At 63.5% G+C, this 26,569-nt stretch carries 26 protein-coding genes and 1 other RNA gene; 24 read left to right on the top strand and 3 right to left on the bottom strand.

The annotated features are described in order from the left end of the window. Positions 1-15 precede the first annotated feature (15 nt). Positions 16-435 (bottom strand): HIT family protein, encoded by a 420-nt coding sequence (locus NKJ35_RS01260; protein WP_352448577.1) that lies wholly within the window; start codon positions 433-435, stop codon positions 16-18. A gap of 358 nt (positions 436-793) precedes the next feature. Between NKJ35_RS01260 and ffs the strand changes: the two genes are divergently transcribed. From ffs to NKJ35_RS01195, 13 genes are all read left to right on the top strand, one after another. Next, positions 794-890, top strand: an RNA gene (gene ffs / locus NKJ35_RS01255) — signal recognition particle sRNA small type. A 104-nt stretch (positions 891-994) separates the two neighbouring features. Next, positions 995-2,821 (top strand): DNA polymerase III subunit gamma/tau, encoded by a 1,827-nt coding sequence (locus NKJ35_RS01250; protein ID WP_352644438.1) that lies wholly within the window; start codon positions 995-997, stop codon positions 2,819-2,821. A gap of 31 nt (positions 2,822-2,852) precedes the next feature. Then, positions 2,853-3,176: a YbaB/EbfC family nucleoid-associated protein gene (locus NKJ35_RS01245; protein ID WP_254816197.1), complete on the top strand. Its 324-nt coding sequence runs from the start codon at positions 2,853-2,855 to the stop codon at positions 3,174-3,176. A gap of 420 nt (positions 3,177-3,596) precedes the next feature. Further along, on the top strand, positions 3,597-4,535 hold the full coding sequence (locus tag NKJ35_RS01240) for a cell wall hydrolase (protein WP_352506122.1): 939 nt from the start codon (positions 3,597-3,599) through the stop codon (positions 4,533-4,535). Between the two features lie 150 nt (positions 4,536-4,685). After that, positions 4,686-5,291, top strand: coding sequence for a recombination mediator RecR (gene recR / locus NKJ35_RS01235; protein WP_352506123.1), 606 nt, complete (start codon positions 4,686-4,688; stop codon positions 5,289-5,291). Between the two features lie 20 nt (positions 5,292-5,311). Beyond that, positions 5,312-6,631, top strand: coding sequence for a lytic murein transglycosylase (locus tag NKJ35_RS01230; protein ID WP_352644436.1), 1,320 nt, complete (start codon positions 5,312-5,314; stop codon positions 6,629-6,631). 45 nt (positions 6,632-6,676) lie between these two features. Continuing rightward, positions 6,677-6,835 (top strand): hypothetical protein, encoded by a 159-nt coding sequence (locus NKJ35_RS01225; RefSeq protein WP_352475995.1) that lies wholly within the window; start codon positions 6,677-6,679, stop codon positions 6,833-6,835. Beyond that, positions 6,832-8,475, top strand: coding sequence for an ABC transporter substrate-binding protein (locus NKJ35_RS01220; RefSeq protein ID WP_254816193.1), 1,644 nt, complete (start codon positions 6,832-6,834; stop codon positions 8,473-8,475). Before NKJ35_RS01225 ends, NKJ35_RS01220 begins: the two co-directional genes overlap by 4 nt. Before the next feature lie 18 nt (positions 8,476-8,493). Then, complete coding sequence (locus NKJ35_RS01215) at positions 8,494-9,561, top strand: ABC transporter permease (protein WP_254816192.1); 1,068 nt, start codon at positions 8,494-8,496, stop codon at positions 9,559-9,561. Beyond that, positions 9,558-10,478 carry a nickel transporter permease gene (gene nikC, locus NKJ35_RS01210; RefSeq protein ID WP_352644435.1) on the top strand — a complete coding sequence of 307 codons (921 nt, stop codon included), beginning with the start codon at positions 9,558-9,560 and terminating at the stop codon, positions 10,476-10,478. The genes NKJ35_RS01215 and nikC overlap by 4 nt, the downstream gene beginning before the upstream one ends. After that, positions 10,475-11,308 carry an ABC transporter ATP-binding protein gene (locus tag NKJ35_RS01205; RefSeq protein WP_352644433.1) on the top strand — a complete coding sequence of 278 codons (834 nt, stop codon included), beginning with the start codon at positions 10,475-10,477 and terminating at the stop codon, positions 11,306-11,308. The genes nikC and NKJ35_RS01205 overlap by 4 nt, the downstream gene beginning before the upstream one ends. Further along, positions 11,305-12,054, top strand: a complete 750-nt coding sequence (locus tag NKJ35_RS01200; protein ID WP_352644432.1) for an ABC transporter ATP-binding protein — start codon at positions 11,305-11,307, stop codon at positions 12,052-12,054. Before NKJ35_RS01205 ends, NKJ35_RS01200 begins: the two co-directional genes overlap by 4 nt. A 144-nt stretch (positions 12,055-12,198) precedes the next feature. Then, complete coding sequence (locus tag NKJ35_RS01195) at positions 12,199-13,476, top strand: 4-aminobutyrate--2-oxoglutarate transaminase (RefSeq protein WP_352475991.1); 1,278 nt, start codon at positions 12,199-12,201, stop codon at positions 13,474-13,476. Between the two features lie 63 nt (positions 13,477-13,539). Here NKJ35_RS01195 and NKJ35_RS01190 read toward each other — a convergent pair whose 3' ends face one another. Further along, positions 13,540-14,142 carry a sulfotransferase family protein gene (locus NKJ35_RS01190; RefSeq protein ID WP_352644430.1) on the bottom strand — a complete coding sequence of 201 codons (603 nt, stop codon included), beginning with the start codon at positions 14,140-14,142 and terminating at the stop codon, positions 13,540-13,542. A gap of 120 nt (positions 14,143-14,262) precedes the next feature. Further along, on the bottom strand, positions 14,263-15,513 hold the full coding sequence (locus NKJ35_RS01185) for an NAD(P)/FAD-dependent oxidoreductase (protein ID WP_352644429.1): 1,251 nt from the start codon (positions 15,511-15,513) through the stop codon (positions 14,263-14,265). 422 nt (positions 15,514-15,935) lie between these two features. Here NKJ35_RS01185 and NKJ35_RS01180 point away from each other — a divergent pair, with 422 nt between their 5' ends. The 11 genes from NKJ35_RS01180 (at position 15,936) to NKJ35_RS01130 (ending at position 26,560) form a co-directional block, all read left to right on the top strand. Then, the gene (locus NKJ35_RS01180) at positions 15,936-17,228 is read left to right on the top strand and encodes an imelysin family protein (RefSeq protein ID WP_352644571.1); all 1,293 of its coding nucleotides are present in this window, start codon (positions 15,936-15,938) and stop codon (positions 17,226-17,228) included. 54 nt (positions 17,229-17,282) lie between these two features. Then, on the top strand, positions 17,283-17,594 hold the full coding sequence (locus NKJ35_RS01175; protein ID WP_352506130.1) for a (2Fe-2S)-binding protein: 312 nt from the start codon (positions 17,283-17,285) through the stop codon (positions 17,592-17,594). Then, complete coding sequence (gene bfr, locus NKJ35_RS01170; RefSeq protein ID WP_023676883.1) at positions 17,560-18,045, top strand: bacterioferritin; 486 nt, start codon at positions 17,560-17,562, stop codon at positions 18,043-18,045. The genes NKJ35_RS01175 and bfr overlap by 35 nt, the downstream gene beginning before the upstream one ends. Before the next feature lie 12 nt (positions 18,046-18,057). Next, positions 18,058-19,662, top strand: coding sequence for a di-heme oxidoreductase family protein (locus tag NKJ35_RS01165; RefSeq protein ID WP_352644428.1), 1,605 nt, complete (start codon positions 18,058-18,060; stop codon positions 19,660-19,662). Further along, the gene (locus NKJ35_RS01160; RefSeq protein ID WP_352644427.1) at positions 19,662-20,735 is read left to right on the top strand and encodes an imelysin family protein; all 1,074 of its coding nucleotides are present in this window, start codon (positions 19,662-19,664) and stop codon (positions 20,733-20,735) included. Before NKJ35_RS01165 ends, NKJ35_RS01160 begins: the two co-directional genes overlap by 1 nt. Positions 20,736-20,737: 2 nt before the next feature. Next, on the top strand, positions 20,738-21,844 hold the full coding sequence (locus NKJ35_RS01155) for a DUF1513 domain-containing protein (RefSeq protein ID WP_352506133.1): 1,107 nt from the start codon (positions 20,738-20,740) through the stop codon (positions 21,842-21,844). Between the two features lie 159 nt (positions 21,845-22,003). Beyond that, complete coding sequence (tsaB, locus tag NKJ35_RS01150; RefSeq protein ID WP_352644425.1) at positions 22,004-22,696, top strand: tRNA (adenosine(37)-N6)-threonylcarbamoyltransferase complex dimerization subunit type 1 TsaB; 693 nt, start codon at positions 22,004-22,006, stop codon at positions 22,694-22,696. Further along, the gene (gene rimI / locus NKJ35_RS01145; RefSeq protein ID WP_352644424.1) at positions 22,696-23,190 is read left to right on the top strand and encodes a ribosomal protein S18-alanine N-acetyltransferase; all 495 of its coding nucleotides are present in this window, start codon (positions 22,696-22,698) and stop codon (positions 23,188-23,190) included. The genes tsaB and rimI overlap by 1 nt, the downstream gene beginning before the upstream one ends. 21 nt (positions 23,191-23,211) lie before the next feature. Then, positions 23,212-24,012 carry a lyso-ornithine lipid O-acyltransferase gene (gene olsA / locus NKJ35_RS01140; protein ID WP_352644422.1) on the top strand — a complete coding sequence of 267 codons (801 nt, stop codon included), beginning with the start codon at positions 23,212-23,214 and terminating at the stop codon, positions 24,010-24,012. 62 nt (positions 24,013-24,074) lie between these two features. After that, a complete protein-coding gene (gene miaB, locus NKJ35_RS01135) occupies positions 24,075-25,484 on the top strand; it encodes a tRNA (N6-isopentenyl adenosine(37)-C2)-methylthiotransferase MiaB (protein ID WP_352644421.1) in 1,410 nt (469 codons plus the stop codon). 83 nt (positions 25,485-25,567) lie between these two features. Then, positions 25,568-26,560 carry a PhoH family protein gene (locus NKJ35_RS01130; protein ID WP_352464821.1) on the top strand — a complete coding sequence of 331 codons (993 nt, stop codon included), beginning with the start codon at positions 25,568-25,570 and terminating at the stop codon, positions 26,558-26,560. Positions 26,561-26,569 lie beyond the last annotated feature (9 nt).

Below are 26,569 nucleotides of genomic sequence, written 5' to 3'. Positions count from 1 at the left end.
ATGGACACGGGGGGCTTATAGCGCTGCCTTGATCTTTTCCGCAAACTTGCGGAGGTCGGAGCGCTGATAGGGCTCGCGCAGGCCGTGCCCCCACACCGGGCCAGGCCAGCCGGGATCGCCTTCCGAGCGCGCAACGACGTGTACGTGCAACTGGCGCACGATGTTGCCGAGTGCGCCGGTATTGATCTTGGTGCAGCCGGTCACCCGCTTCAGCGCCAGCGCCACCATATTGGTCTCGAAGGTCAGCATCGCCTGGTCGAGCGGCGTCATATCGTGGATTTCCTCGATGCCCGGCCGCTGCGGGACCAGCAGCAGCCATGGCCAGCGGCGGTCGTTCATGACGCGCAATTCGCACAGGCCGAGCCACATCAGCTGTTCGCTGTCGGCTTCCAGCTGGGCGTCAAGCGTGAATCCGGCCTTGAGGCCCGGCAGCATCGGCGTTTCCCTCACTTTTGGACGTTTTTTGAACTCTATCGACGCTAGAGCGGCTTCCGAAGGGCCGCAAGGGGCAGCAAGCAACATTGGCCGTCGCGGCGCTGATTGTGCGCGAAGAAGTGGAGGCCCGGGCAAATTGCATCAGGTTGGCGCTGCCCCGCCGAGGTCGACGATTTTGATCGTGGCCACATTTTGTTCTTGCTTTGTGCCGGCAGCTGTGCTACTAATCCCGCTATGGTGATTATTCGCACCAATGACCCGCCCGCCGAGGCGGGTTTTTGGTTTCAGCTTTCGCCGTCGCTAGGGCCCCTATCATCCGCACTTGCATTTCATCGCCGGATTGCCGATATGGAGGCTGGGAGGTTGGTGGTGGACGGTCCACTCGCCAACCGGGTCAGGTCCGGAAGGAAGCAGCCCTAACGAGCCCGGAACGGGTCATTGTTCCAGCCTCCCGCCTCTTCGCCTTTTGCCCCGACATTGACGGCGCCAAGCCGTGCGGGCGAAACTATGCGCAGGAATCGGCCGCCTCCAGTGGCAGCCCTTGGAGCTTGACGGGCGAATGAGCGAAGCCGGAAACGAGGCCGGGAAATTGGACAAGCCTGCCGCCTACCGCGTGCTGGCGCGCAAATACCGACCGTCGAATTTCTCCGAGCTGATCGGCCAGGAGCCGATGGTCCGCACGTTGACCAATGCCTTTGCCACCGGCCGCATCGCCCAGGCCTGGATGCTGACCGGCGTGCGCGGCGTCGGCAAAACGACGACCGCGCGCATACTCGCCCGGGCCCTGAACTACAAAACACCGACGGTCGACCAGCCTTCCGTCGACCTTGCCGTGCTCGGCGAGCATTGCCAGGCGATCATGGAAGGCCGGCATGTCGACGTCATCGAGATGGACGCCGCCTCGCATACCGGCATCGACGACATCAGGGACATCATCGAGCGTGTGCGCTACGCCCCGGTGTCGGCGCGCTACAAGGTCTACATCATCGACGAAGTGCACATGCTTTCCAACCAGGCCTTTAACGGCCTGCTGAAGACGCTGGAAGAGCCGCCGCCGCACGTCAAGTTCATCTTCGCCACCACCGAAATCCGCAAGGTGCCGATCACCGTCCTGTCGCGCTGCCAGCGTTTCGACCTCAGGCGCATCGATGCGGCAATGATCAAGGCCGACCTTGCCAGGATAGCCGGTCTGGAGGGCATCGAAGTCGAAGAGGATGCGCTGGCGATGATCGCCCGCGCGGCCGAAGGCTCGATGCGCGATGCGCAGTCGATCCTCGACCAGGCGATCGCCCATGGCGGCGGCGCGGTCAGCGCCGAAGCGGTGCGCGCCATGCTCGGCCTTGCCGACCGCGCCCGCATCGTCGACCTGTTCGAGCATGTCATGAAGGGCGACGTCGCCGCCGCCCTTGCCGAATTCCGTGCCCAGTACGATACCGGCGCCGATCCTGCCGCGGTGCTGACCGACCTTGCCGAGTTCAACCATCTGGTCACCCGTCTGCGTTTCGTGCCGGCTGCCATCGACGACGCCTCGCTGTCCGAGGACGAGCGCCGGCGCGGCGCCGATTTCGCCAGCACGCTGTCGGTCAAGGTGCTGTCGCGGACATGGCAGATGCTCTTGAAAGGCATTCCCGAGGTGCAGACCTCCAACCGCCCGGTCAGCGCCGCCGAGATGGTGCTGATCCGGCTGGCGCATGCCGCCGACCTGCCGACGCTGGACGAGGCGCTGAAATCGCTGGAGAACGGCGTTTCGCCGCCGGGCGCCGCGCCGCGCGTGAATGGCGCGCCGGCAAGCCCCGGCCCCGCAAACCATGCGCCTGCAAGCGGTGGTGCCGGTGCCGTGGCGCAGACGCGGATGCCGACGGCCAATGGCGGCGCGCAGACGATGCGCCTGGTCGAGGCCGAGCCCGTGCCGACGAACTTCGTTGCTCCGCCGGAGCCGGTGGTCGAGGCGCCGCTGGTGCCGGTGAAATCGCTGGCCGATATTGTCGCCCTTGCCGACGCCCAGCGCGACATGGCCTTCAAGGTGCTGGTGAAGCGTTGCGTGCGCCTGGTGCGCATCGAGCCCGGCCGTATCGACGTCAGCCTGACCGACGATGCGCCGAAGATGCTGCTCAACGATTTGACCGCCAAGCTGCGCGCCTGGACGGGCCGCAGCTGGCTGGTGTCGCTGTCGAAGGAGGAGGGCGGCCAGACGCTGGCCGAGATGGAATCGACAAAGCGCGAAAACGCCTTCCTCGATGCCAAGAGCGACCCGACGGTCGCCGCCATCCTGGCGCGCTTTCCCGGCGCCAAGATCATCGACGTGCGCATTCCCGACGCGCCGGAAGCCGATGCGGCAGAGGCCGAAGTGCCGGTCGAGCCGCCGGCCGACGACGACGAAACCTGAACAACCAGCACCAACTGCAAAGGACCGTGCGATGAAAGATCTTCTCGGCCTGATGGGCAAGGCAAAGGAAATGCAGGCCAAGTTCCAGGCCATGCAGGATGAGATTGCCACGCTGGAAGCCACCGGACAGGCCGGCGGCGGCCTGGTCAGCGTGACGCTGACCGGCAAATTCGAGATGAAGTCGCTGAAGATCGACCCGGCGCTGTTCAAGGAGGACGAGGTCGAGATTCTCGAGGACCTGCTCCTCGCTGCCCACAACGACGCCAGGACCAAGGTCGAGCAGATCATGCAGGAGAAGACCAAGGCGCTGACCGCGGGACTGCCGATCCCGCCGGGAATGAAGCTGCCGTTCTAAGGTGTGTTGATATTCACGTGATGCCGGCCTGCAAACAGCGGCTTCCTGCGCTTCCGGTGCTCACGTACGAAACGTACGCTCCGCTCCGGTTCCCAGAAGCCGCCATTTTCGGCTCGGCCTGACCTGAATCTCAGCACACCTCGAGCTGTGTTTACAGTTACCGCGTCGACTGAACCAATCTCTCCAGGCTTGGGCAAGCCCTCTTGCGGAGATTGCGGCGCTCCAAGGTCACGGCATGAATCCTTGGAACCATGCCGGCACCTGACCGAAGAGGGCAGCGATCCAACGCTCTTCGCCCGCCAGCTGTGTCTATTGGGCAACGCCCCAAACTTAATAACGCTTTAGCCATCTTTTTGCCTGAAAGTGTCTCATTCTTGCCGCAACCAGGGGCGGGCTGGCAGCAGAATGAGGGGACACCTGTTGATCTCTACCCGATGGAAGGCGCCGTTGCGGCTCGGCGTCGTTATCTCACCGCTGTTTTTGGCCGCTTGCAGTCAGACCGCCTCGCACGGCATGTCCAGCCTGACCGATGCCATTACGCCGGGTTTCCTGAGCTCGCGCTCCTACAATTCCACGCCGAAGGAGAAGGAATGCCTGGAGCGGGCGATGTTCTTCGAGTCCAACCGGTCGAGCCGTGACGGCATGATTGCGGTCGGCACGGTGGTGATGAACCGGTTGCGGTCCGGCAAGCACGGCAGCACCATCTGCGAAGTGGTTGGCGAGCGCGGCCAGTTCGCGCCGGGCGTCATGACACGGCCGATGAATTCGAAGGCGATGCCCGACGTCGAGGAGGCCGCCGAGGCGGTTCTCAAGGGCGAGCGCAAAGCCAAGCTGAAGAACACCATGTATTTCCACACCGCCGGCCTGCGCTTCCCCTACAAGAACATGCACTACACCATGGTCGCCGGCGGCAATGCCTTTTACGAAAAGCGCGGCCGCAACTGGCAGCCGTTGCCGGACGAAACGGTGGTCGCCATAGCCCAGGCCAAGCCGCAAGCGCCTGCCGCTCAGGCCATACTTGTCGCTTCGGCGGAGCCGGCTCGCGAGGTCAAGCCGACATTCGCCAAGGCAACCTATGTTACCGCCGCCGCATCGCAGCCAGCAAGGCAGACAAGGGTGACTGCAGGAATGGCGACCGCGGCGAGGGCGGCACCGGAGAAGCCAATCCTTGTGGCGTTGCAAGAGCCAATGCACGAACCGGACGCGGCCCGTTTCGGTAGAACCGTGAACCCCCGGCTGGTCACATCATTCCAGGCGGCGCCGGCAGAGCCGACAATGTCGTTCGAGACGACGCCCGAGAACACCGACGCCATCGGCGCGATGATCGCCGGCCAGACCCGGCCGCTGGAGGAAAACTGAGGCGGCCGGCGTCGGCGCGTTGTACCGGGAGAAATGCCCGGCAGGGCAATGAGGGGCGGCGGCGCAACGCCGGGCGATTGCCTCTTTGCAGGCTGAACACCGCGCCTCAGCGCTGTTCCAAAACCCGTTGAAAAATCCTAAACCGGAGCGATGTCGAAGCGAATCGCCGGTCCCGAGATCGAACGCCTGATCCAGCTGCTGGCCAAGGTGCCGGGGCTCGGCCCGCGTTCGGCGCGCCGCGCCGCGCTCCACCTCATCAAGAAGAAGGAGCAGCTGCTGGCGCCGCTCGCCGCCGCCATGGGCGAGGCGGTCGAGAAGGTGCGCATCTGCTCGACCTGCGGCAATGTCGACACCTCCGATCCATGCATGATCTGCACCGACCCGCGCCGCGACCCCACCACGCTCATCGTCGTCGAGGACGTGGCCGACCTTTGGGCGCTGGAGCGGGCGACCGCCATGAACGTGCGTTATCATGTGCTCGGCGGTACGCTGTCGCCGCTCGACGGCATTGGTCCCGATGAGCTCAACATCCGTTCGCTGGTCGATCGCGTCGCCGGCGGCGAGGTCAAGGAAGTGATCCTCGCCGTCAACGCTACGGTCGAGGGCCAGACTACCGCGCACTACCTCACCGACCAGCTTTCCGGCTTCGACATCAAGGTGACGCGCCTGGCGCACGGTGTTCCGGTCGGCGGCGAACTCGACTATCTCGACGAAGGCACGCTCGCCGCGGCACTGCGCTCGCGGACGGTGTTTTGAGGCGAGTTGCGGGGAGGATGATGGTTGCTAAGCATTCTTTAAGGCTGGCACTCCGTCCCACCCCCCTCTGCAGGACAGAGGGGGGTGGGACGGATCGCTGTTTTCGCAAAATAGCCGTCGCGTTTCTTCTTGCAGTCCTCTTTGCCCTCATCCTCGCCACCCCCGCCTCCGCGGCAAAGATCGACGACCAGTTCCGCGCCTGGCTTGGCAACGACCTCTGGCCCGAAGCCAGCGCCAAAGGCATCTCCAGAAAAACCTTCGATGCCGCCTTCGACGGCGTCAAGCCGAACCTCAAGCTGCCCGACCTGGTAAAGCCGGGCGAGAAGGCGGTGACGCCGCGGAAACAGCATCAGGCCGAGTTCGGTTCGCCCGGCGCCTATTTCGCCGAAAGGATCGTCCGTGCTGTGACCGCCGGTGGCCGCACCCGCGAGGCGGCCAACGCTAGGACCCTTGCAGCGATCGAGAAACGCTACGGCGTGCCTGGCGAAGTGCTGCTGGCGATCTGGGGCCGCGAGAGCGGCTTCGGCGCAGCGAAGCTGCCTTTTGACGCCTTCGAGGTGCTGGGCACCAAGGCGTTCATGTCGACCAAGAAGGAATTCTTCCGCACCGAGCTCTTGGCGGCGCTGGAGATCGTCGAGCGCGGGCTTGCCCCGGTCGGTGCGATGAAATCGTCCTGGGCCGGCGCGCTCGGCCAGCCGCAGTTCATGCCGACGTCGTTCCTCAAGCATGCCGCCGATTTCGACGGCGACGGCCGCCCCGACATCTGGAATTCGACGCCCGACATACTGGCATCGATCGCCAATTATCTCGTGCATTATGGCTGGGTCAGGAGCCGTGGCTGGGGCTTCGAGGTGACGGTGCCGGAAAGCGTCTCGTGCTCGCTCGAAGGTCCGGACCAGGGCAAGAAGATTTCCCAATGGGCTGATATTGGCATCAGGCGTGTGTCGGGTAAACCGTTCCCGGCGAGCGAACTGAAAGCCGAGGGCTTTCTTTTGATGCCGGCCGGGCGTAGCGGCCCGGCCTTCATCGTGACCCCCAATTTCTACGTGCTGAAGCAGTATAACACCAGCGATCTCTATGCCCTGTTCATCGGCCATGGCGCCGATCGCATCGCCCATGGCGACAGCAATTTCTCGGGCAATTGGGGCGCGGTCGGCGGGCTCTACCGCTCCGACATCGCCGCCCTGCAGCGGGCGCTGGAAGCCAAGGGCTACGATGTCGGCAGCGCCGACGGCCTGCCTGGCTTCAAGACGCGCCGCTCGATTGGCAAATGGCAGGCCAGCAACGGCCGTTCCGCTACCTGCTTTCCCGACCCCGATCTGGTTACCGCGCTGAAATAGCCGGATTTTCGCACCGCCGGTCTGGCCCAATCGACCGTTCTGCAAATGCTCGTTGCCGCGCTCGAAACCGCCGGATATGGTGAGCTGGAACCGCACAAAAATTGCCAATACGACGGTCCGGGGATCACCGTTCGACGCGGCAAGAAATGCCACAACCCTGAGCCGGGAACTCAGGTCAACAAAAACAGGGAACAGTTGAAATGATGATGGAAAAGTTTGCTCTACGCACCCGCTTCTTGCTGGCGGGCGCCGCCATGTCCGCGCTGCTTCTGGCCGGTGCGCCTGCCTTCGCGGTCACGCCCGCCGACACGCTGGTCGAGGGTTTCGCCATCGACGACATCATCTCCATGGATCCGGGCGAGGCATTCGAACTGTCTACCGCCGAAGTCACCGGCAACACCTACGATCTCCTGGTGCGCCTCGACCTCAGCGACACCTCGAAGGTCAAAGGCGATCTCGCCGAAAGCTGGAGCGTCTCCGACGACGGCCTGACCTACACGTTCAAGCTCAAGCCCGGCCTCAAATTCGCCTCCGGCAATCCGATCACAGCGGCGGACGTCGCCTATTCGTTCGAGCGCGCCATCAAGCTCGACAAGAGCCCGGCCTTCATCATCGGCCAGTTCGGCATCGACGGCGGCAACGTCACCGAGAAGGCCAAGGCTGTTGATGACACGACGTTCCAGTTCACCGTCGACAAGGCCTATGCGCCGAGCTTCGTGCTGAACTGCCTGTCGGCGACGGTCGCCTCGGTCGTCGACGCCAAGCTGGTCAAGGAGCATGTCGCGGCGGTCACGCCGAGCGCCGACTACAAATGGGACAATGATTTCGGCAATGCCTGGCTGAAGACCGGCTATGCCGGCTCCGGTGCCTTCAAGCTGCGCGAATGGCGCGCCAACGAAGTTGTCGTCCTTGAGCGCAACGACAATTACTACGGCGAGAAGGCCAAGCTTGCCCGCGTCATCTACCGCAACATGAAGGAAAGCTCGGGCCAGCGCCTGGCGCTGGAAACCGGTGATATCGACGTCGCCCGCAATCTCGAGCCAAACGATCTCGACGCCATCGCCAAGAACGCCGATCTCACCACCACCAGCGCGCCGAAAGGCACGGTTTTTTACATCAGCCTCAACCAGAAGAACCCGAACCTCGCCAAGCCCGAGGTCCGCCAGGCTTTCAAATATCTGGTCGACTACGACGCGTTGAGCTCAACCATCCTCAAGGGCATCGGCGAGATCCACCAGACCTTCCTGCCCAAGGGCGACCTTGGTGCTCTCGACGAAAACCCGTTCAAGCTCGATGTCGCCAAGGCCAAGGACCTGCTTGCCAAGGCGGGTCTCGCCGACGGCTTCAACGTCACCATGGACGTGCGCACCGGCCAACCGACCACCGGCATGGCGGAATCGATCCAGCAGACGCTGGGACAGGCCGGCATCAAGCTGGAGATCATCCCCGGCGACGGCAAGCAGACGCTGACCAAATACCGCGCCCGCAACCACGACATCTATATCGGCCAGTGGGGCCAGGACTATTTCGATCCGAACTCCAATGCCCAGACCTTTGCCAGCAACCCGGACAATTCGGATGAAGCCAAGACCAAGACCCTGGCCTGGCGCAACGCTTGGGACATTCCGGACTTGACCAAGCAGACGGAAGCGGCCCTGCTCGAGAAGGATTCGGCCAAGCGCGCCGCAATGTACGAGGATCTTCAGAGGAAGATCCTCGATACCAGTCCTTTCGTCATCATCCACCAGCAGCTGGAAGTGGCTGGCCTGCGCAAGAACCTCAAGGGCTTTGCGCTCGGCCCGAGCTTCGACACCAACTTCGTCGGCCCTGTTTCGAAGGAGTGATGTCGGCGGACGCGCCGCATGAGCTTGGCTGAAAGGGAAACAACGGCGGGGCGCGGCAGCGCTCGCGCCGTTGCCGCTGCCTCATCGATCGCCCGGTTCCTGGTCATCGCGATAACGACTTATCTCGGTCTGCTCGCGGTGACCTTCTTCATCGGCCGGGTGATCCCGATCGACCCGGTGCTGGCGGTGCTCGGCGACCGGGCGCCGACCAATGTCGTCGAACGAACGCGCCGCGAGATGGGTCTCGACCTGCCGTTGGTCGAGCAGTTCTACATCTATGTCAAACATGCCTTGAATGGTGATTTCGGCACCTCGGTGCTGACCACCAATCCGGTGATGACGGACATCCGCCGCGCCTTTCCGGCGACGCTGGAACTGGCAACACTGGGGACGCTGATCGGTTCGGTGATCGGCGTGCCGCTTGGTGTGCTGGCGGCCGTGCGGCGCGGCAGCATCATCGACCAGATCGTGCGCATCATCGGTCTTGTCGGCTATTCCGTGCCGATCTTCTGGCTGGGGCTGCTGGCGCTGGTGCTGTTCTACGCCAAGCTGCAATGGGTCGCCTTTCCCGGCCGCCTCGATATCGTCTACGAATACACCTTCACGCCGATTACCGGCTTTTACCTGCTGGATGCACTCTGGCAGCGGCAGTGGGACGTATTTGCCGATGCCTTCCGCCACATCATCCTGCCTGCCTCGCTGCTCGGCTATTTCTCGCTCGCCTACATCAGCCGCATGACGCGCTCCTTCATGCTGAACGAACTCACCCAGGAATACATCGTGGCGGCGCGCGCCAAGGGCCTGTCGGAAACGCGCATCATCTGGGGTCACGCGCTGCGCAACGCCGCGGTGCCGATGGTTACGGTGATCGCTCTGTCCTATGCCGGGCTGCTCGAAGGCTCGGTGCTGACCGAGACGGTGTTTTCGTGGCCGGGCATCGGCCTCTACATCACCAATTCGCTGCAGAACGCCGACATGAATGCCGTGCTTGGCGGCACGATCATCATCGGCTCGGTCTTCATCGGCATCAATCTTTTGTCCGACCTGCTCTACCGGCTGCTCGACCCAAGGACCAAGGCAGGATGAGCGCAGAAGCGATTCAAACCCGCCGTGATTGGCTGCTCAGCGAGCGGCCGGCGTCGCGCGCGCAGGCAAGGCTCGGCCGCGCCTATGTGGCCTGGCGGCGCTTTTCCGCCAACCGCCTGGCATTCATCGGTCTGCTCATCATCATCGCCCTGCTGGTGGTCGCGGCCTTCGCCGACGTGCTGGCGCCCTATTCGCCGACATTCGGCGACCTCAAGGGCTCGCGGCTGCTGGCGCCAAGTGCCGCGCACTGGTTCGGCACCGACGATCTCGGCCGCGATATCTATTCGCGCATCATCTTCGGTTCGCGTTGGACGCTCTATGTCGTCATTCTGGTCGCCATCATCGCCGCGCCCATCGGCTTGCTGGTCGGCACCGTTGCCGGCTATGCCGGCGGCTGGACCGATGCGATCCTGATGCGCATCACCGACATCTTTCTCGCCTTTCCGAAGCTGATCCTGGCGCTGGCCTTTGTCGCCGCGCTCGGCCCCGGCATCGAAAACGCGGTGCTCGCCATCGCCATCACCTCGTGGCCGCCCTATGCCCGCATTGCCCGCGCCGAAACGCTGACGGTGCGCAATTCCGATTACATCAAGGCGGTGCAATTGATGGGCGCTTCGCCGTTCCGCATCGTGCTTCGCCACATCATGCCGCTCTGCATCTCCTCGCTGATCATCAGGGTGACGCTCGACATGGCCGGCATCATCCTGACCGCCGCCGGCCTCGGCTTCCTCGGCCTCGGCGCGCAGCCGCCGCTGCCGGAATGGGGCGCGATGATCGCGTCGGGCCGACGCTTCGTGCTCGACCAGTGGTGGGTGGCGGGCGCGCCGGGCTTTGCCATCCTCATCGTCAGCCTCGGCTTCAACCTGCTCGGCGACGGCCTGCGCGACGCGCTCGATCCGCGAAGCGGTGACCAATGAGCACGCTTCTCGAAGTCGACGAGCTGCGCGTCACCTTCCCGACGCGCACCGGCCTGATCGAGGCAGTGCGCGGCGTTTCCTTCTCGCTCGGCCGCGAACGGCTCGGCATCGTCGGCGAGAGCGGTTCGGGCAAGTCGCAGACCGGCCGCGCCATCATGGGCGTCACCCCGCCGCAGGCCGAGGTGACCGCAAAGACGCTTGCTTTCGACGGCATCGACCTGCTGGCCGCCTCGCCGCGCGAGCGCCGCGCACTGCGCGGCAAGCGTATCGCCATGATCCTGCAGGATCCGAAATATTCGCTCGACCCGGTGATGAGCATCGGCCGCCAGATCGTCGAGACACTGCGCACGCATGAGACAGTCTCCAAGGCCGAAGCCCGCGACCGCGCGCTTGCCATGCTGGAGGCTGTGCAGATCCGCGATCCGGCCCGTGTCTTCGACCTGCATCCGCACGAGGTTTCCGGCGGCATGGGCCAGCGCGCCATGATCGCCATGATGCTGATCGCCGGGCCGGAGATGATGATCGCCGATGAGCCGACCTCGGCACTCGACGTCACTGTGCAGCTCGACGTGCTCGGCATCCTCGACCGGCTGGTCAGCGAGCGCGGCATGGGGCTGATCTTCATCTCGCACGACCTGCGCTTGGTCTCATCTTTCTGCGATCGTGTCATCGTCATGTATGCCGGCAAGGTGGTCGAACAGCTCAAAGCCTCGGAGCTCGGCCGTGCCCAGCATCCCTATACGCGCGGCCTGCTCAACTGCATGCCCAAGATCGGCGCCGACCGTCACCCGCTGCCGGTGCTCGACCGCAAGCCGGAGTGGGCAGCATGACGGCAGCCCTTTCCGTCGACAGGCTGGAGGTGGTCTTCGACCGCTTCCGCGCGTTGAAAGGCGTCAGCCTCGAGGTCGAATCCGGTGAATCCTTCGGCCTGGTCGGCGAGTCCGGCTCCGGCAAGTCGACGTTGCTCAGGGCAATCGCCGGCCTGGCGCCGGCCGCATCAGGCACCATCGCGGTCAACGGCAAAACGCTCGGCGCGCGTCGCGACAAGGCGTTTTACCGCGAGGTGCAGATGGTCTTCCAGGACCCGTACGGTTCGCTGCACCCGCGCCAGACCGTCGACCGCCTGCTGCAGGAGCCGCTCGCCATTCACGGCTTCGCCGACGGCGAAAAGCGCATCCAGCGGGCACTCGACGAGGTCGGCCTGGGCACCGGCTTCCGTTTTCGCTATTCGCATCAATTGTCCGGCGGCCAGCGCCAGCGCGTGGCAATCGCCCGTGCCCTGATCCTCGAACCGTCGATCCTGCTGCTCGACGAGCCGACCTCGGCGCTCGACGCTTCGGTGCAGGCGGAGGTGCTGAACCTGCTGGAGGAGATCCGGCGGCGGCGCAAGCTGACCTTTCTGATGGTCAGCCACGACCTCGCCATCATCACCCATATGTGCGAGCGGCTGATGGTGATGCAGAACGGCGAGGCGGTCGAGCACCTGACCGCCGGCGACCTCGTCGAGCGCCGCGTCACCAAGGACTACACGCGCAATCTGCTGAGGGCGAGCGAGGGGTTTGTCAGGACGGCATGAGCGACGGGCGTTCGGTTGCCGACACCGGCATCGACAGGCCCAATCGCCGGGCGACGGTGCCAACTTGAGGAAAACCTGAAATAAGCCCAAAAGAGTCTCAACAGCCATCAAACGAGAGCGGGCGCCGGTCCGGTGAGGGATACGATGACAAATTCAGCCATTTCCGAACGCAAGAACCAGTCGATTTCGCGCGGCGTCGGCATGACCACTCAGATCTATGCCGATCGCGCCGAAAACTCGGAAATCTGGGACGTCGAAGGCCGCCGCTATATCGATTTTTCGTCCGGTATCGCTGTCGTCAACACTGGCCACCGTCACCCTAGGGTGATCGAAGCGGTCAAGGCGCAGCTCGACCGCTTCACCCATACCTGCTACCAGGTCGTGCCCTACGAGAGCTATATCCGGCTGGCCGAACGGCTGAACGGCATGCTGCCCGGCAAGTTCGACAAGAAGACGATTTTTGTCACCACCGGCGCCGAGGCGGTCGAGAACGCTATCAAGATTGCCCGTAACGCCACCGGCCGGCCGGCGGTCATCGCTTTTTCCGGCGGCTTTCACGGCCGCACCTTCATGGGCATGGCACTGACCGGCAAGGTCGTGCCCTACAAGGTCGGCTTCGGCGCCATGCCGGCGGACGTCTTCCATGCGCCGTTCCCGGTTGCGCTGCACGGCGTGTCGGTCGCCGATTCGTTGGCGGCGCTCGACCGGCTGTTCAAGGCCGACGTCGATCCGGCCCGCGTTGCCGCCATCATCGTCGAGCCGGTGCAGGGCGAGGGCGGCTTCTACGAGGCGCCGCGCGACTTCATGACCGCATTGCGCAAGATCTGCGACCAGCACGGCATGCTGCTGATCGCCGACGAGGTGCAGACCGGCTTTGCCCGCACCGGCAAGATGTTCGCCATGGACCACCACGAGGTGGCGGCCGACATCACCACCATGGCCAAGAGCCTGGCCGGCGGCTTTCCGCTGGCGGCGGTCACCGGCCGTGCCGAGATCATGGATGCGCCGAACCCCGGCGGGCTCGGCGGCACCTATGGCGGCAGCCCGATCGGCGTCGCCGCGGCGCATGCCGTGCTCGACGTCATCGACGAAGAGAAGCTCTGCGACCGCGCCAACACGCTGGGCAACCGTCTGAAGCAGCGCCTGCAATCGATCCGTGACGAAGCGCCGGAGATCGTCGATATCAGGGGCCCCGGCTTTATGAACGCGGTCGAGTTCAACGATGTGACGAAGGGCCTGCCGTCGCCGGAACTCGCCAATGCGGTCCGGCTGAAGGCGCTCGACAAGGGTCTGATCCTGCTGACCTGCGGCGTCTACGGCAACGTCATCCGCTTCCTCGCGCCGATCACCATCCAGGACGGCGTCATGAACGAGGCGCTCGACATCCTGGAAAGTTCGATCCGCGACGCCCGCGCCGCCTGAGCGGCGAGGATATGGCCTGGGATTCAACTGCGGCGAAGGCCGAGATAGGCGGCAAGCCGCCGTTCAACGCCCTATGCGAGCACGAAATTCGGCAGTCGAATTGGTGCGTGGAAACGGTTCGGAAGGCAACTGTACACCGAGAAAGGCACAAAGCGGCTCCCACCCTTCGGAGGCCTGATAGGTAAGAAGGCGTTCAGGTGGCAGCGTTGATTTCACGGAAGCGTTATGTGCTTCATAGACAGCGATTGCGTGATCACGGTTATCAAATCGACCGCCAAAGACAGTGTTTCCAATCACCGCCACACCAAAAGACTGTGGATCATTGGTAGCAGCATCCATCGTGAGCCCTATTGTTTGCGCCATGCTGTCATACCAGGCTTCGGGGTCACGAACTGTCAGGATAACCTTCGCATCAGGGTAGTGGTCACTCACTTCGCGCCAAAAATGCGCCGTTGGCCAATCGACCGCGGAAAGATAGCCGGCATATGCCGCATCCCAGGTCGGGAGTTGTCCCTGGCCGGCGGCGCGCCACAGCGTCTTCTGCTCGGGATTGGCGTGGACATCTGCCATGTGATGACACGGCCCGAACCCAAGATGCTCCAACGCGAGCTTCAGCGAATATGTGCCAGTGCGACCCATGCCTGCGCCAATGACATATAGAGCCATGAGCACCCCCCGACGATTTCAATTGGTCAAAATACCGCTGTTTCCTTTACTTCGCTATATGTTTGAAGGTCAGCTCCCGGTCGAACTAGACTAGGTCATTCAGGGTGATTGGGTTTGATCTTATCCCGCAGCGCGGACAGGCTCTTCTTCCTGGAAGGCGGCGAGCGCCGCCTTCAGTCCATCCGGCCCGGTCGCGACAATCTGCGGCGACGGCGAAAAGCCGGCGCCGAGCATCTTGCGGCCAAGCATGTGGTCGCCGGGCCGGTTGACCGATTCGATGCCGAGCAGCCGGCTTCCGGCGTAGTGATAGATGGAGAATTTGTTCTCGGCCACGTCGCCCAGCACGAGATGGCTGTCGCCGCCCGCAATCAGGCCGACCATCTGCAGCTTCATGTCGCCGATATCGGACCAGAACCACGGCACCGCCGAGTAATTGTCGGTGTGGCCGGCGATGGTGCGTGCGGCGAGCCGCGCCTGGTCGGTGGCGTTCTGCACCGATTCCAGCCGCACGTCGCCGCCTGTGAACCAGTGCCGGTAGGACGCCGCGTCGCCGATGGCGAGGATTTCCGGCACCGACGTGCGCATCTGCTGGTCGACGCGGATGCCGTTGGCGATGGCAATGCCGGCGGCTTCGGCCAATTCGACATTCGGCACGACGCCAATGCCGATGACGACCATCTGCGCCGGCAATCTTTCGCCAGATGAGGTGATTGCAGCCGAAACACGGCCGTTCTCGCCCTCCAGCCGTTCGATGGTGGTGCCGGTAAGGATGCGCACACCGGTCGCCTCCAGCCGCTGGCGCACATGGCCGGCGATGACCGGCGCGACGGCGCGCCCGAGCAGCCGGTCAACCGCCTCGACCACCGTGACCTTGCGGCCGGCGGCGGTGAGCGTTGCGGCAATCTCAAGGCCGATGAAGCCGCCGCCGAGGATGACGACCTCCTCGCTTTGCGCGCTTAATTCGCGGATCAGGCGGGCATCACTGAGCGAGCGCAGCGACACAACGCCAGAAAACTCCGACCCCGGCAGCGGCAGCAGGCGCGGACGCGCGCCGGTGGCGAGGATCAGCCGGTCGAACGGCAGCACGCCGCCTGATATCTCCAGCCGGCGGCCGGCGACGTCGATCCGCTCGACCCGGAGGCCTGGCCGGTAGTCGATGGCGCTGCCGGTATAAAAAGCCTCGCCGCGCAACGGTTGCGGCTTTGCTTGCTGATCCTTGATGAAGGTCTTCGACAGCGGCGGCTTGTGGTAGGGCAATTCGTCTTCGTCGCCGATCAGGATTACCGGCCCGTCATAGCCTTCTTCGCGCAGACTGGCGGCCGCTTGCACGCCCGCATGACCCGCACCGACAATGACGACCCCGATCTTCATAACAGCCCGATTCCTCACCCAAATCTAGGACGTCACGCCAGGTGGCGATTGTCTGGTCCCGCCGCAAGAGCGCCGATCCGGGTCGCACCCGGAACGGCCGCCTGTCAACCGCGTCATGCGCCGGCATTCCTATACATCGGTGTTAAAGTTGACAGTTCTAGTTTAGAATAATTCTAAACTATTGTTTCAATTGAATTTTTTCTACGCCACCAGTTGACATCCGGTGTCTTCGCCGTTTTATGGAAGCTCGCGCGTCAGCGCATCCCTTTGATGTCTGGGCCTTGAACCCTTTCGATTGGAGGCATTTCGGTGTCTTTCTTCCGCGAACCGCGCGATGGCGCGACCCTTCTTTGCCCGCTGGCAGCTGCCCGCCGCGGCGCCGGCATTTCATTGATTCCCGAGGAGAGACAGTCATGAGAACGATGATCAGGGCACGGTATGGCGGCAGGCTTGCGGCGATCGGGGCCACCGCGATGCTCACGGCGGCTGTGTTCGTGCTGCCGGCCAAGGCGCAAACCGATGCCAAGGCGGTCATCAAGACCTATTCCGACATCGCGCTCGCCAAATACGAGGATTCGCTGATCACGGCCGAGGCGCTCGACAAGGCTGTCGATGCGCTGCTCGCCAAGCCATCGGCCGAGACGCTGAACGCCGCCCGCGAGGCCTGGAAGGCATCGCGCGTTCCCTATCAGCAGACCGAGGTCTATCGCTTCGGCAATGCCATCGTCGACGACTGGGAAGGCAAGGTGAACTCCTGGCCGCTCGACGAGGGCTTGATCGACTATGTCGCCAAGGGCTACGGCACCGAGTCGGATGCCAACGCTTTATACACCGCCAATGTGATCGCCAATAAGTCGATCGAGATCAACGGCAAGAAGGTCGACGCCACCAATCTGACGCCGGAGTTCCTCTCCGGCACCCTGCAGGAGGCCGGCGGTATCGAGGCCAATGTGGCGACCGGCTATCACGCCATCGAATTCCTGCTTTGGGGTCAGGACCTGCACGGAACCGGTCCGGGCGCCGGCGAGCGGCCCTACACCGATTACGACCTCGCCAATTGCACCGGCGGCAATTGCGACCGTCGGGCGCGATACCTGAAATCGGCGAGCGACCTTCTGGTTTCCGATCTAAAGGATATGGTCGACGACTGGAAGGAAGGCGGCGCCGCCCGCAAGAACCTTGTCGATGGCGAGCCGAACGCCGCCATTTCGACCATCTTCACCGGGATGGGCTCGCTGTCCTATGGCGAACTCGCCGGCGAGCGGATGAAGCTCGGCCTTTTGCTGCACGATCCGGAAGAGGAGCATGATTGCTTCTCCGACAACACCTACAACTCCCATCTCTACGATGCGATCGGCATCCGTGCCGCCTATCACGGCAGCTACACGCGGCTTGACGGCACTGTCGTCGAGGGGCCGTCGGTGGCCGACATGGTCAAGGCGGCCGATCCGGCGATCGACAGGGAATTGTCGGCTAAACTGGATATCACCATCGCCAAGATGGAGGCCATCAAGGCGCGGGCGCTTGCCGGCGAGGCCTATGACCAGCAGATCGCCGAGGGTAACGCTGACGGCAACGCCACCGTGCAGGCGGCGATCGACGCGCTGGTCGATCAGACCAAGTCGATCGAACGCGCCGTCGGCACCCTGAAGCTCAATGCCATCGCCTTCGAGGGCTCGGACAGCCTCGATTCACCGGACAAGGTGTTCCAGTAAACTTCGAAACCAACAGCCACGCGGCGCAATGAGCGCCGTTAGCCAGAGCGACAAATGCTGATCTGCCATTGCAACATCATCACCGAAAAGGAGATAGAGCAGACGATCGTCGGACTGCTGGATGAGGACCCCTGGCAGCTGATCGTGCCGGCGAAGGTCTACCATGCCATGCACAAGCGCGGTCGCTGTTGCGGCTGCTTCCCAAATGTGGTCGAAACGATCATTCGGGTCACCGAAAATTATCACGCCCGCTCGGCGGCGAGCGGCGTGGACATCGTTTCACACCTGGATCGCGTCAGAGGCCTGCGCGTCCAATACGGGAGCAGAATCCATGAAAGGCGAACAGCAGATCATAGAGCGGCTTAACGAGGCTCTGTTTCTGGAACTTGGAGCGGTCAATCAATATTGGGTGCATTTCCGGCTGCTGGAAGACTGGGGATACGCCAAGCTGGCGAAGAAGGAACGCGCTGAATCGATCGAAGAAATGCACCATGCCGACCGGCTCGTGGCGCGCATCATCTTCCTTGAGGGCCATCCGAACCTGCAGTCCGTGGCGCCGCTGCGTATCGGGCAGAATGTCAAGGAAGTGCTCGAATCCGATCTTGCCGGCGAATATGACGCGCGCACCGCCTACAAGCGTTCGCGCGAGGTTTGCAACGAAGCAGGCGACTACGTGACGATGAAGCTGTTCGAGGAATTGCTGGCTGACGAGGAAGGTCACATCGACTTCCTCGAGACGCAACTCGACCTGCTCGCCTCCATCGGCGAGGAAAAGTACGGCCAACTCAACGCAGCGTCGGCCGACGAGGCGGAATAAGGACATGCCGGAATGCGGCGCCCCCTAGATTTCTTGCGCCTCTTGCCGGCCGAAGATTGCGGCCTGCCGCCTCAGAAGAAGCCGCGGTACGGGATCCTTCGCGGCCCTTTTCTTGCCGTGGTGGCGACGCTCACAGCCTCGGCGCTGGCCGGAGCGCCGCAACCGGCGGGGCTTGCCACCAGCCGCACCGATCTGACGCCGAAGGATCTGGCGCGCGTCATCGCGATCACCAGGCCGACCAGCGATTTCTCCAAGCCCGAGCAATTCGAATTGATGCAGGGCGGCGCCGGCACCTCGAAGAAGGACGTCAACAAGGATGCCTTCTCGCAATCCTCCGCCAACATCGGCTTCGAGGAAGAGGGTACCTTCAAGCTCGGCAATGCCATTTTCCGCAAGAACTGGGTGTCGTCGCCATCCTCGACACAAGCCTCGGATGGGCTCGGTCCGCTGTTCAACGAGCGCGCCTGCCAAAACTGTCATCTGAAGGACGGCCGCGGCCATCCGCCCGAAGGCGACAGCGGCACCACCTCGATGTTCCTGCGCCTGGCAAGGGAAGCCAGTACCGAGGAGGAGAAAGCCGCGCTCGCCGATCACAAGGTGCTCAACTTTCCCGACCCGGTCTATGGCACACAACTTCAGGAGCTAGCCGTTCCCGGCCTGCAGGGCGAAGGCAGGATGCATGTCGATTATCAGGAGCAGAAAGTAAAACTGGCGGACGGCAGCGTCGTGTCGCTGCGCAAGCCGAGCTATTCGGTCGAGGGTCTCGCCTACGGGCCGCTCGATCCGCACACCACGCTGTCGCCGCGCATGACACCGCCGATGATCGGCCTTGGCCTGGTGGAGCAGATCGCTCCTGCCGACATCCTTGCGCATGCCGATGCGACCGACCGCGATGGTGACGGGATTTCCGGCAGGCCCAACATAATACGCGACAGCAGCAGCGGTGAACTGACGCTCGGCCGTTTCGGCTGGAAGGCGCAGGCGGCTTCGATCCGTCAGCAATCGGCGGACGCTTTTGCCGGCGATATCGGCATTTCGACGCCTGAGGTGCCGAGGCACTGGGGCGATTGCAGCGCCGCAGAAAAGACCTGCCTTGCCCTACCCAACGGTGTACAGGAGCGCCTCGGTCCGGTCGAAGCGCCGTCGCCGGTCGTGGACCTCGTCACCTTCTATTCGCAAAACCTTGCCGTGCCGGCTCGGCGCGATCTCGACAGACCGGATGTGCTCGCCGGCAAAAAACTGTTCTACGATATGGGCTGCATCTCCTGCCATACGCCGAAATTCGTCACCCGTCGCGGAACCCCGAACAGAGCGCACGCCTTCCAGCTGATCTGGCCTTATTCCGATTTCTTGCTGCATGACATGGGACCCGGCCTTGCCGACGGACAGGCGGTGGGCGAGGCCACGGGAAGCGAATGGCGCACGCCGCCGCTGTGGGGCATCGGGCTCACCCAGACCGTCAGCGGCAACACCTTCTTCCTGCATGACGGGCGCGCACGCAGCCTGGCCGAGGCAATCCTGTGGCATGGCGGCGAGGGCGAGAAGGCGCGTGACCGCTTTGCCGCTGCCAATGCGGCCGAACGCGCCGCGCTGATGAAGTTTCTGGAGTCGCTCTGATGCGGAAGCGTCTTGCACTCGCGCTGATGCTGGTCCTCGCCGATGCGCTGCCGGCATCCGCCGCGGTGAAGGCTTCGGATGTGATCCAGCGGGCGATCGACGGCTTCGTCCGCCCGGCCTATACCAGGCTGCATGACCATGCGGACAGCTTGGCCAAGACCATGCACGCGCTTTGCCAGGCGCCTTCGCAAGATACTCTCGATGCGGCACGCGCCGAATTCTCAGGCGTCGTGGATGCCTGGTCGGTGGTGGAAATCATCCGTTTCGGGCCGATCGCCGAAAACAACCGGCTTGAGCGCATGCTGTTTTGGCCGGACCGCAAGAGCATCGGCCTGAAGCAGGTGCAGGCAGCACTGGCCGGCAAGGATCCGGCGGCCGCCGATCCGGCCCAACTGGCGACAAAGAGTGTCGCCATGCAAGGGCTCGGCGCATTGGAGTTCGTGCTCTACGGCGATGACGCCGGTCAATTGGCCGGCAAGGGCGACGCCTATCGCTGCGCCTATGGTGCAGCCATTGCCGGCAATGTCGAGACGATTGCCGCCGAGGTCGGCGAGGCCTGGAACAAGCCCAACGGCTTTGCCGCGCTCTGGGCCCATCCCGGTCCGCAGAACGCGCTCTATCACGACGGAACCGAAGCGGTGACCGAACTGGTCGGCGTCTTCATCAACGAGTTGGAAATGGTTCGCGACGTGCGCCTGAAAGGCTTCCTGGGCGCCAAGCCGGAGGCCGACAAACCGAAACAGGCGATTTATTGGCGCTCGCAGAACACCGCACGCTCGCTGACCGGCAATCTGGCGGGCATGGATGCGCTGTTCCAGGCCTCCCAGCTTGGCGATGCGCTGCCGCCTGATGCACGCTGGATGGCGGAATCGGTCCACATCCAATTCACCAACGGGATCGAGGCCGCCAAGGCGATCAGGGGTCCGATCGACAAGGCACTAGCCGATCCGACGTTGCGCCAGAAGCTCGACTACTTCGCACTGGTGACATCCAGCCTGACGACCCTGATCGGCACCAGGCTGACCGCCGAATTCGGCCTGACCGCCGGGTTCTCGTCACTGGATGGCGACTGATCATGAGGACGCCGCTGATCGATCGGCGCGATTTCCTGAGGGCCGCCGGCGCTGGTTTCGTGGCGGCGATGGCGCCGTCGGCCTGGGCAAATACACTCGACGCCGACGCGGTCTTCGCCACGGCTTTCGTCAAGCGCGACGGCAGCTATGGCGCGGCCGTCCTGTCCGAGGCCGGCAAGTTGTTGCACACGATCGATCTGCCCGATCGGGGCCACGACGTTACCTTCGACCCGGTGTCTAAGCGTTCGGTGGTGTTTGCCAGGCAGCCGGGCACCTTTGCTGTCGTCTTCGACCATACCGGCCGCGATGAACCGCACACCATTGCCAGCGTTGCCGGCCGGCATTTCTTCGGCCATGGCGTGTTTTCGGCCGATGGCACGCTGCTCTACGCAACCGAGAACGATTTCGACAATGCCGACGGCGTCGTCGGCGTCTATGACGCGCATGCGAAATTCAAGCGCATCGGCGAGTTCCCGACCTACGGCACAGGCCCGCACGAGCTTTTGCTGCTTTCCGACGGCAGGACGATTGCTGTGGCCAATGGCGGCATCGAGACGCATCCGGATTATGGCCGCGCCGAGCTCAACATCGCAACGATGAAGCCTTCCTATGTTCTGGTCGACCGCCTTACCGGCGATCTCACCGAAAAGCACGAATTGCCGCCAGCGCTGCACCAACTGTCGATCCGCCATATGGATGCCGACCGCTCCGGCACCGTCTGGTTCGGCTGTCAATACAGGGGGCCGGGTACCGATCGTCCCCCACTGCTCGGCCGCGCGCCGCGCGGCATGGACTTGAAATTGCTCGACATGCCGCAGGACGTGCTCTCGGCCTTCAGAAATTATATCGGCTCGGTCGCGGCCAACCCTGCCGCCGGCACCATCGCCGTGTCTTCGCCTGAGGGGAATTCGCTTGCCGTGATCGACACGGCCAGCGGCCGCATCGTCGCCAGCAAGGCGCTGGTCGAGGTCTGCGGCGTTGCACCCGATGGGGAAAGCTTCATGGCGACGACCGGCGCCGGCGAAATCGTCGAGGCCGGTGGCTCGATACGTTCCGAGCCGGACTATGTCTGGGACAATCACCTGCTGCGTATCGAGCAGGTCGGCTAGTTCCGATACCTATTGTGGCGATTGCGTGCGTTGGAACTTACATTCTTGGACCCGCGCCGAAGCCAAGTCGCCTGACGATTTATCCATTATTCCCTTGCGGGGATCAGCCCTGGCGGGCACAGGGAAGCTGTTTTCAAACCTGTCTCAACCGGCCGCTTCATGAAGTTGCTTGCCATCGACTGTGCCGCAAATCTCTGCGCCGCCTGCGTCTACGACGCGGCGGCCGGGAAAGAACTCGGCCGTTCGGTGCTCGATCTCGGTAAGGGGCATGCCGAGCATCTGATGGGTGTCATCGAAAAAGCGTTGGGGACCAGCAGAACCGACTATTCCGGCCTCGGCGCCATTGCCGTTTCGACGGGTCCTGGCTCCTTCACCGGTCTGCGAGTCGGCGTCTCGGCGGCGCGCGGCCTAGCGCTGGCGCTGAAAATCCCGGCGATCGGCGTGACGACTCTGGAGGCACTGGCGGCAGAGACCGCAGCGATATTTCCCCGCCGCGCCGTGCTCGCAGCGCTCGATGCAGGCCGCGAGGAGATCCATGCGGCACTTTACGATGAGAGGTCGGTTCTGATCTATGGTCCGGCTGTGACCACGCTCTCGCAAGCCGCAGCCATGGCGATCGACATCTCTCCGGTTCTGGCGGGCACGGCGGCAACCCAAATTGCCGCGGCAGCCGGGAGCAGCTTCGATCTCGGCGGGACGGCGGCCACCGCCGACATCGCTGTCTATGCCGGGCTGGCTGCGGCCCAAGGTGCCGGTAAACACGGTGAGGGCGAAAAGCCGAAACCGCTCTATCTGCGGGGCGCCGACGCCAAGCCGCAGGCCGGCTTTGTTCTATCCAGGCAAAAAAACTGATGCGCATTCCATTCCTCCAGCCGCGTCGCAGGGACTATGCGATCGAGCCGCTGACGGTTGCCGACAGCGCGGCCATGTCGGTGCTGCATCGCGAGGATTTCGCGCGGTCGTGGACCGACGACGAATTCGCCGCGCTGCTCGAGCAGGACACGGTGTTCGGCTATGCCGCGCGCGAGACCGGACAGGGCGCCAAGCCGCCGGTCGGCTTCGTGCTGGCGCGGCTGGCCGCCGGCGAGGGGGAGATCCTGACGGTCGCAGTGGCACGCTCGCACCGGCGCCGGGGGCTCGGCTGGCAATTGATGGATGCGGTGCTGCGTGAACTGCACGCACAGCGCGCCGAGGCGCTTTTCCTTGAGGTCGACGAGACCAACGTCGCCGCGATCGCGCTCTACCGGCGGCTCGGCTTCCGCGAGGTCGGCAAGCGCGCCAACTATTACAAGTCGCCGGAGCACGGCCCGACCGGCGCGCTTGTCATGCGCCGCGATCTTCGCTAGCCAAACGCCGGGGTGGTGCGGATGATAGGAAAAATCAGGGTTTTCCTGGCGCTGGGGCTGGTTGTCGTCGGCTCATTGGTGCTTGTGCCGCTGCAGGTCTTGTCGATGAAGACCGGGCTCTGGCGCGAGACCTTCATCCTGAAGATCTGGCACAGGATGATCATCAGGGCGCTCGGGCTGCGCATCCATGTCAAAGGGGCGCTATCCGGCCAACGCCCATTGCTGATTGCTGCCAACCACATCTCCTGGACCGACATCATGGTGCTGGGATCGATGGTCGACGTGACGTTCATCGCCAGGGCCGACATGGCAGGCTGGCCGCTGATCGGCATGCTGTCGAAGCTGCAACGCACCGTCTTCATCGAACGTGAGCGCAAACGTTCGTCGGGCGACCAGGCGAGCGAGATCGCCCGCCGGATGGCCAAGGGGGACGCCATGGTGCTGTTCGCCGAAGGCTCGACCGGCGACGGCAACATGATCCTGCCGTTCAAGAGCACACTGTTCGGCGCCGCTACGATGGCGATTGCTGAAGGGGCGGCCGAACAGGTCTTCATCCAGCCGGTGGCGATCGTTTATACGCGCCTGCATGGCGTGCCACTCGGCCGCCGGCATCGGCCGGTTGCCGCCTGGATCGGTGATGAGGAACTGATGCCGCACCTCAAGGTGCTGATGGCCGAGGGCGCTCTCGACGTCGAGGTGCATTTTGGCGAAGCGATTGCTTTCTCCAAGGGCTCCAGCCGCAAGGAGACGGCAAAGCAGATGGAACGCCAGGTGCGCGAGATGGTGCAGGCGGCGCTCGCCGAACCGCGCCCGAGCCGGTAGTCTGCGCGATACCGGCCAGATTCGTCTGTTTTTTGTCAGGGAAAGGCGCTAGAAGCCGCGAAATGGAATTGAACACGATAGAACGCGACGACCTCGGCGCTGCCGCCGAAGACCTGGTCGTTCCGCCTGCCGCGACCAGGAAGGTCTTCGTCAAGACCTATGGCTGCCAGATGAACGTCTACGATTCGCAGCGCATGACCGATGCTCTGGCCATCGACGGCTATGCCGCGACAGACGCCATTGGCGAGGCCGATCTGGTGCTGCTCAACACCTGCCACATCCGCGAGAAAGCGGCGGAAAAGGTCTATTCCGAACTTGGGCGCATCCGGGAGTTGAAGGCGGAACGTGCCAAGGCCGGGCGCGAAATGCTGGTCGGCGTCGCCGGCTGCGTGGCGCAGGCCGAGGGTGCCGAGATCATCCGTCGCTCGCCGGCCGTCGATCTGGTCATCGGCCCGCAGACCTACCACCGGCTGCCCGCTGTGCTGGCGAAGGCGCGGAGCGGAGAAAAGATCGTCGAGACCGACTATGCCGTCGAGGACAAGTTCGAGCATCTGCCGCAGCCCAAGCGCGCCGAACTGATCAGGCGCGGCGTGACGGCGTTCTTGACCGTTCAGGAAGGCTGCGACAAATTCTGCACCTTCTGTGTCGTGCCCTATACGCGCGGCTCGGAAGTCTCGCGGCCGGTGGCACAGATCGTCGCCGAGGCCGAGCGCCTGGCGGATGCCGGCGTGCGCGAGGTGACGCTGCTCGGCCAGAACGTCAACGCCTGGCATGGAAGAGGCGAAGACAGCGAGGAATGGGGCCTTGGCCGGCTGCTGTTCAGGCTCGCAGAGATTCCAGGTCTGGCGCGGCTGCGCTACACGACCAGCCATCCGCGCGACATGGACGATGAATTGATCGCCGCCCATCGTGATTTGCCCGCGCTGATGCCCTATCTACATTTACCGGTGCAATCCGGCTCCGACCGCATACTCAAGGCGATGAACCGCAGGCATATGGCCAAGGACTACCTGACGTTGATCGACCGCATCCGTGCCGCGCGGAACGACATCGCACTGTCCGGCGATTTTATCGTCGGCTTTCCCGGTGAGACGGAAGCGGATTTCGAGGCGACGATGCAGTTGGTGAAAGACGTCAACTATGCCTCGGCCTTCTCGTTCAAATACTCTCCGCGGCCCGGCACGCCGGGCGCCGAAATGAACGATCAGGTGCCGGAGGCCGTCAAGGACGAGCGCCTGCAGCGATTGCAAGCACTGCTTCTGAAACAGCAGCGGCATTTCGGCGCAAGCCTGGTCGGCAGGACCATCGACACGCTGGTCGAAAAGCCGGGCCGCCAGGCCGGCCAGAAGGTTGGCCGCTCGCCGTGGCTGCAGCCGGTTATTGTTGATGAAAAGGCTGGCGAAATCGGTGACATTATCCAGGTACGAATCACGAAGACGGGCTACAACAGCCTGTTCGCCGAATTGGCCTGAAGGCCTCGGCAGATGAGGAGAGACGGTTGAGCGCTGCTGAAGTCAAGAACCTGCCCCAGAATCTACCCTCCGGGGCCTCGGATATGGCGCACATCGTACTGACTTTCGACAATAACAAGCTTGCCAGCGCCCTTTACGGCCAGTTCGACGAGAATCTGGCCCGGCTCGAGCAGAAGCTCGGCGTCGACATCCGCTCGCGTGGCAACCAATTGACCATCAAGGGCTCTTCCTCGGCCGCCGAGCAGGCACGCCGCGCCTTGGACAATCTTTACGGCATTCTGCAGAAAGGCACTGATATCGGCCAGTCCGATGTCGACGGTGCGGTGCGCATGGCGATCGCCACCGACGACCAGCTGACGCTGCCGACGCTGGAGCGCAAGGGCAAGGTGTCCGCCGCCCAGATATCGACACGCAAGAAGACCATCTATGCCCGCTCGCTGAACCAGGACGCCTATATGCGCGCGCTGGAGCGGTCGGAACTCGTCTTCGGCATCGGCCCGGCCGGCACCGGAAAGACCTACCTGGCGGTGGCGCACGCGGCAATGCTGCTCGAACGCGGCATGGTCGAACGCATTGTGCTGTCGCGCCCTGCGGTCGAGGCCGGCGAACGGCTTGGCTTTCTGCCGGGCGACATGAAGGAGAAGGTCGATCCCTATCTGCGGCCGCTCTATGATGCACTCTACGACATGATGCCGGCCGACAAGGTCGAACGGGCGATTGCCGCCGAGGTCATCGAGATCGCGCCGCTGGCGTTCATGCGCGGCCGTACGCTGGCGCATGCCGCCGTCATCCTCGACGAGGCGCAGAACACCACGCCGATGCAGATGAAGATGTTCCTGACCCGGCTCGGCGAGAACTCGCGCATGATCGTCACCGGTGATCCGACCCAGATCGATCTGCCGCCGAACACCAAGTCCGGCCTGGTCGAGGCGCTGAGAATTCTCGACGGCGTCACCGGCATGGTGACGGTCCGCTTCAATGAAGGCGACGTCGTCAGACATCCGCTGGTCGCCGAGATCGTCAAGGCCTACGACCGTGACGGCAAGCTGGCCAGGGGCTTGGGTGTCGAAAGCTGATATGATTAT

The organism is Mesorhizobium sp. M0136, from assembly GCF_040322515.1.
Classification (GTDB): domain Bacteria; phylum Pseudomonadota; class Alphaproteobacteria; order Rhizobiales; family Rhizobiaceae; genus Mesorhizobium.
The sequence above is the reverse complement of the archived record's forward strand: the minus strand, read 5'-3'. Positions and strand labels throughout refer to the sequence as shown.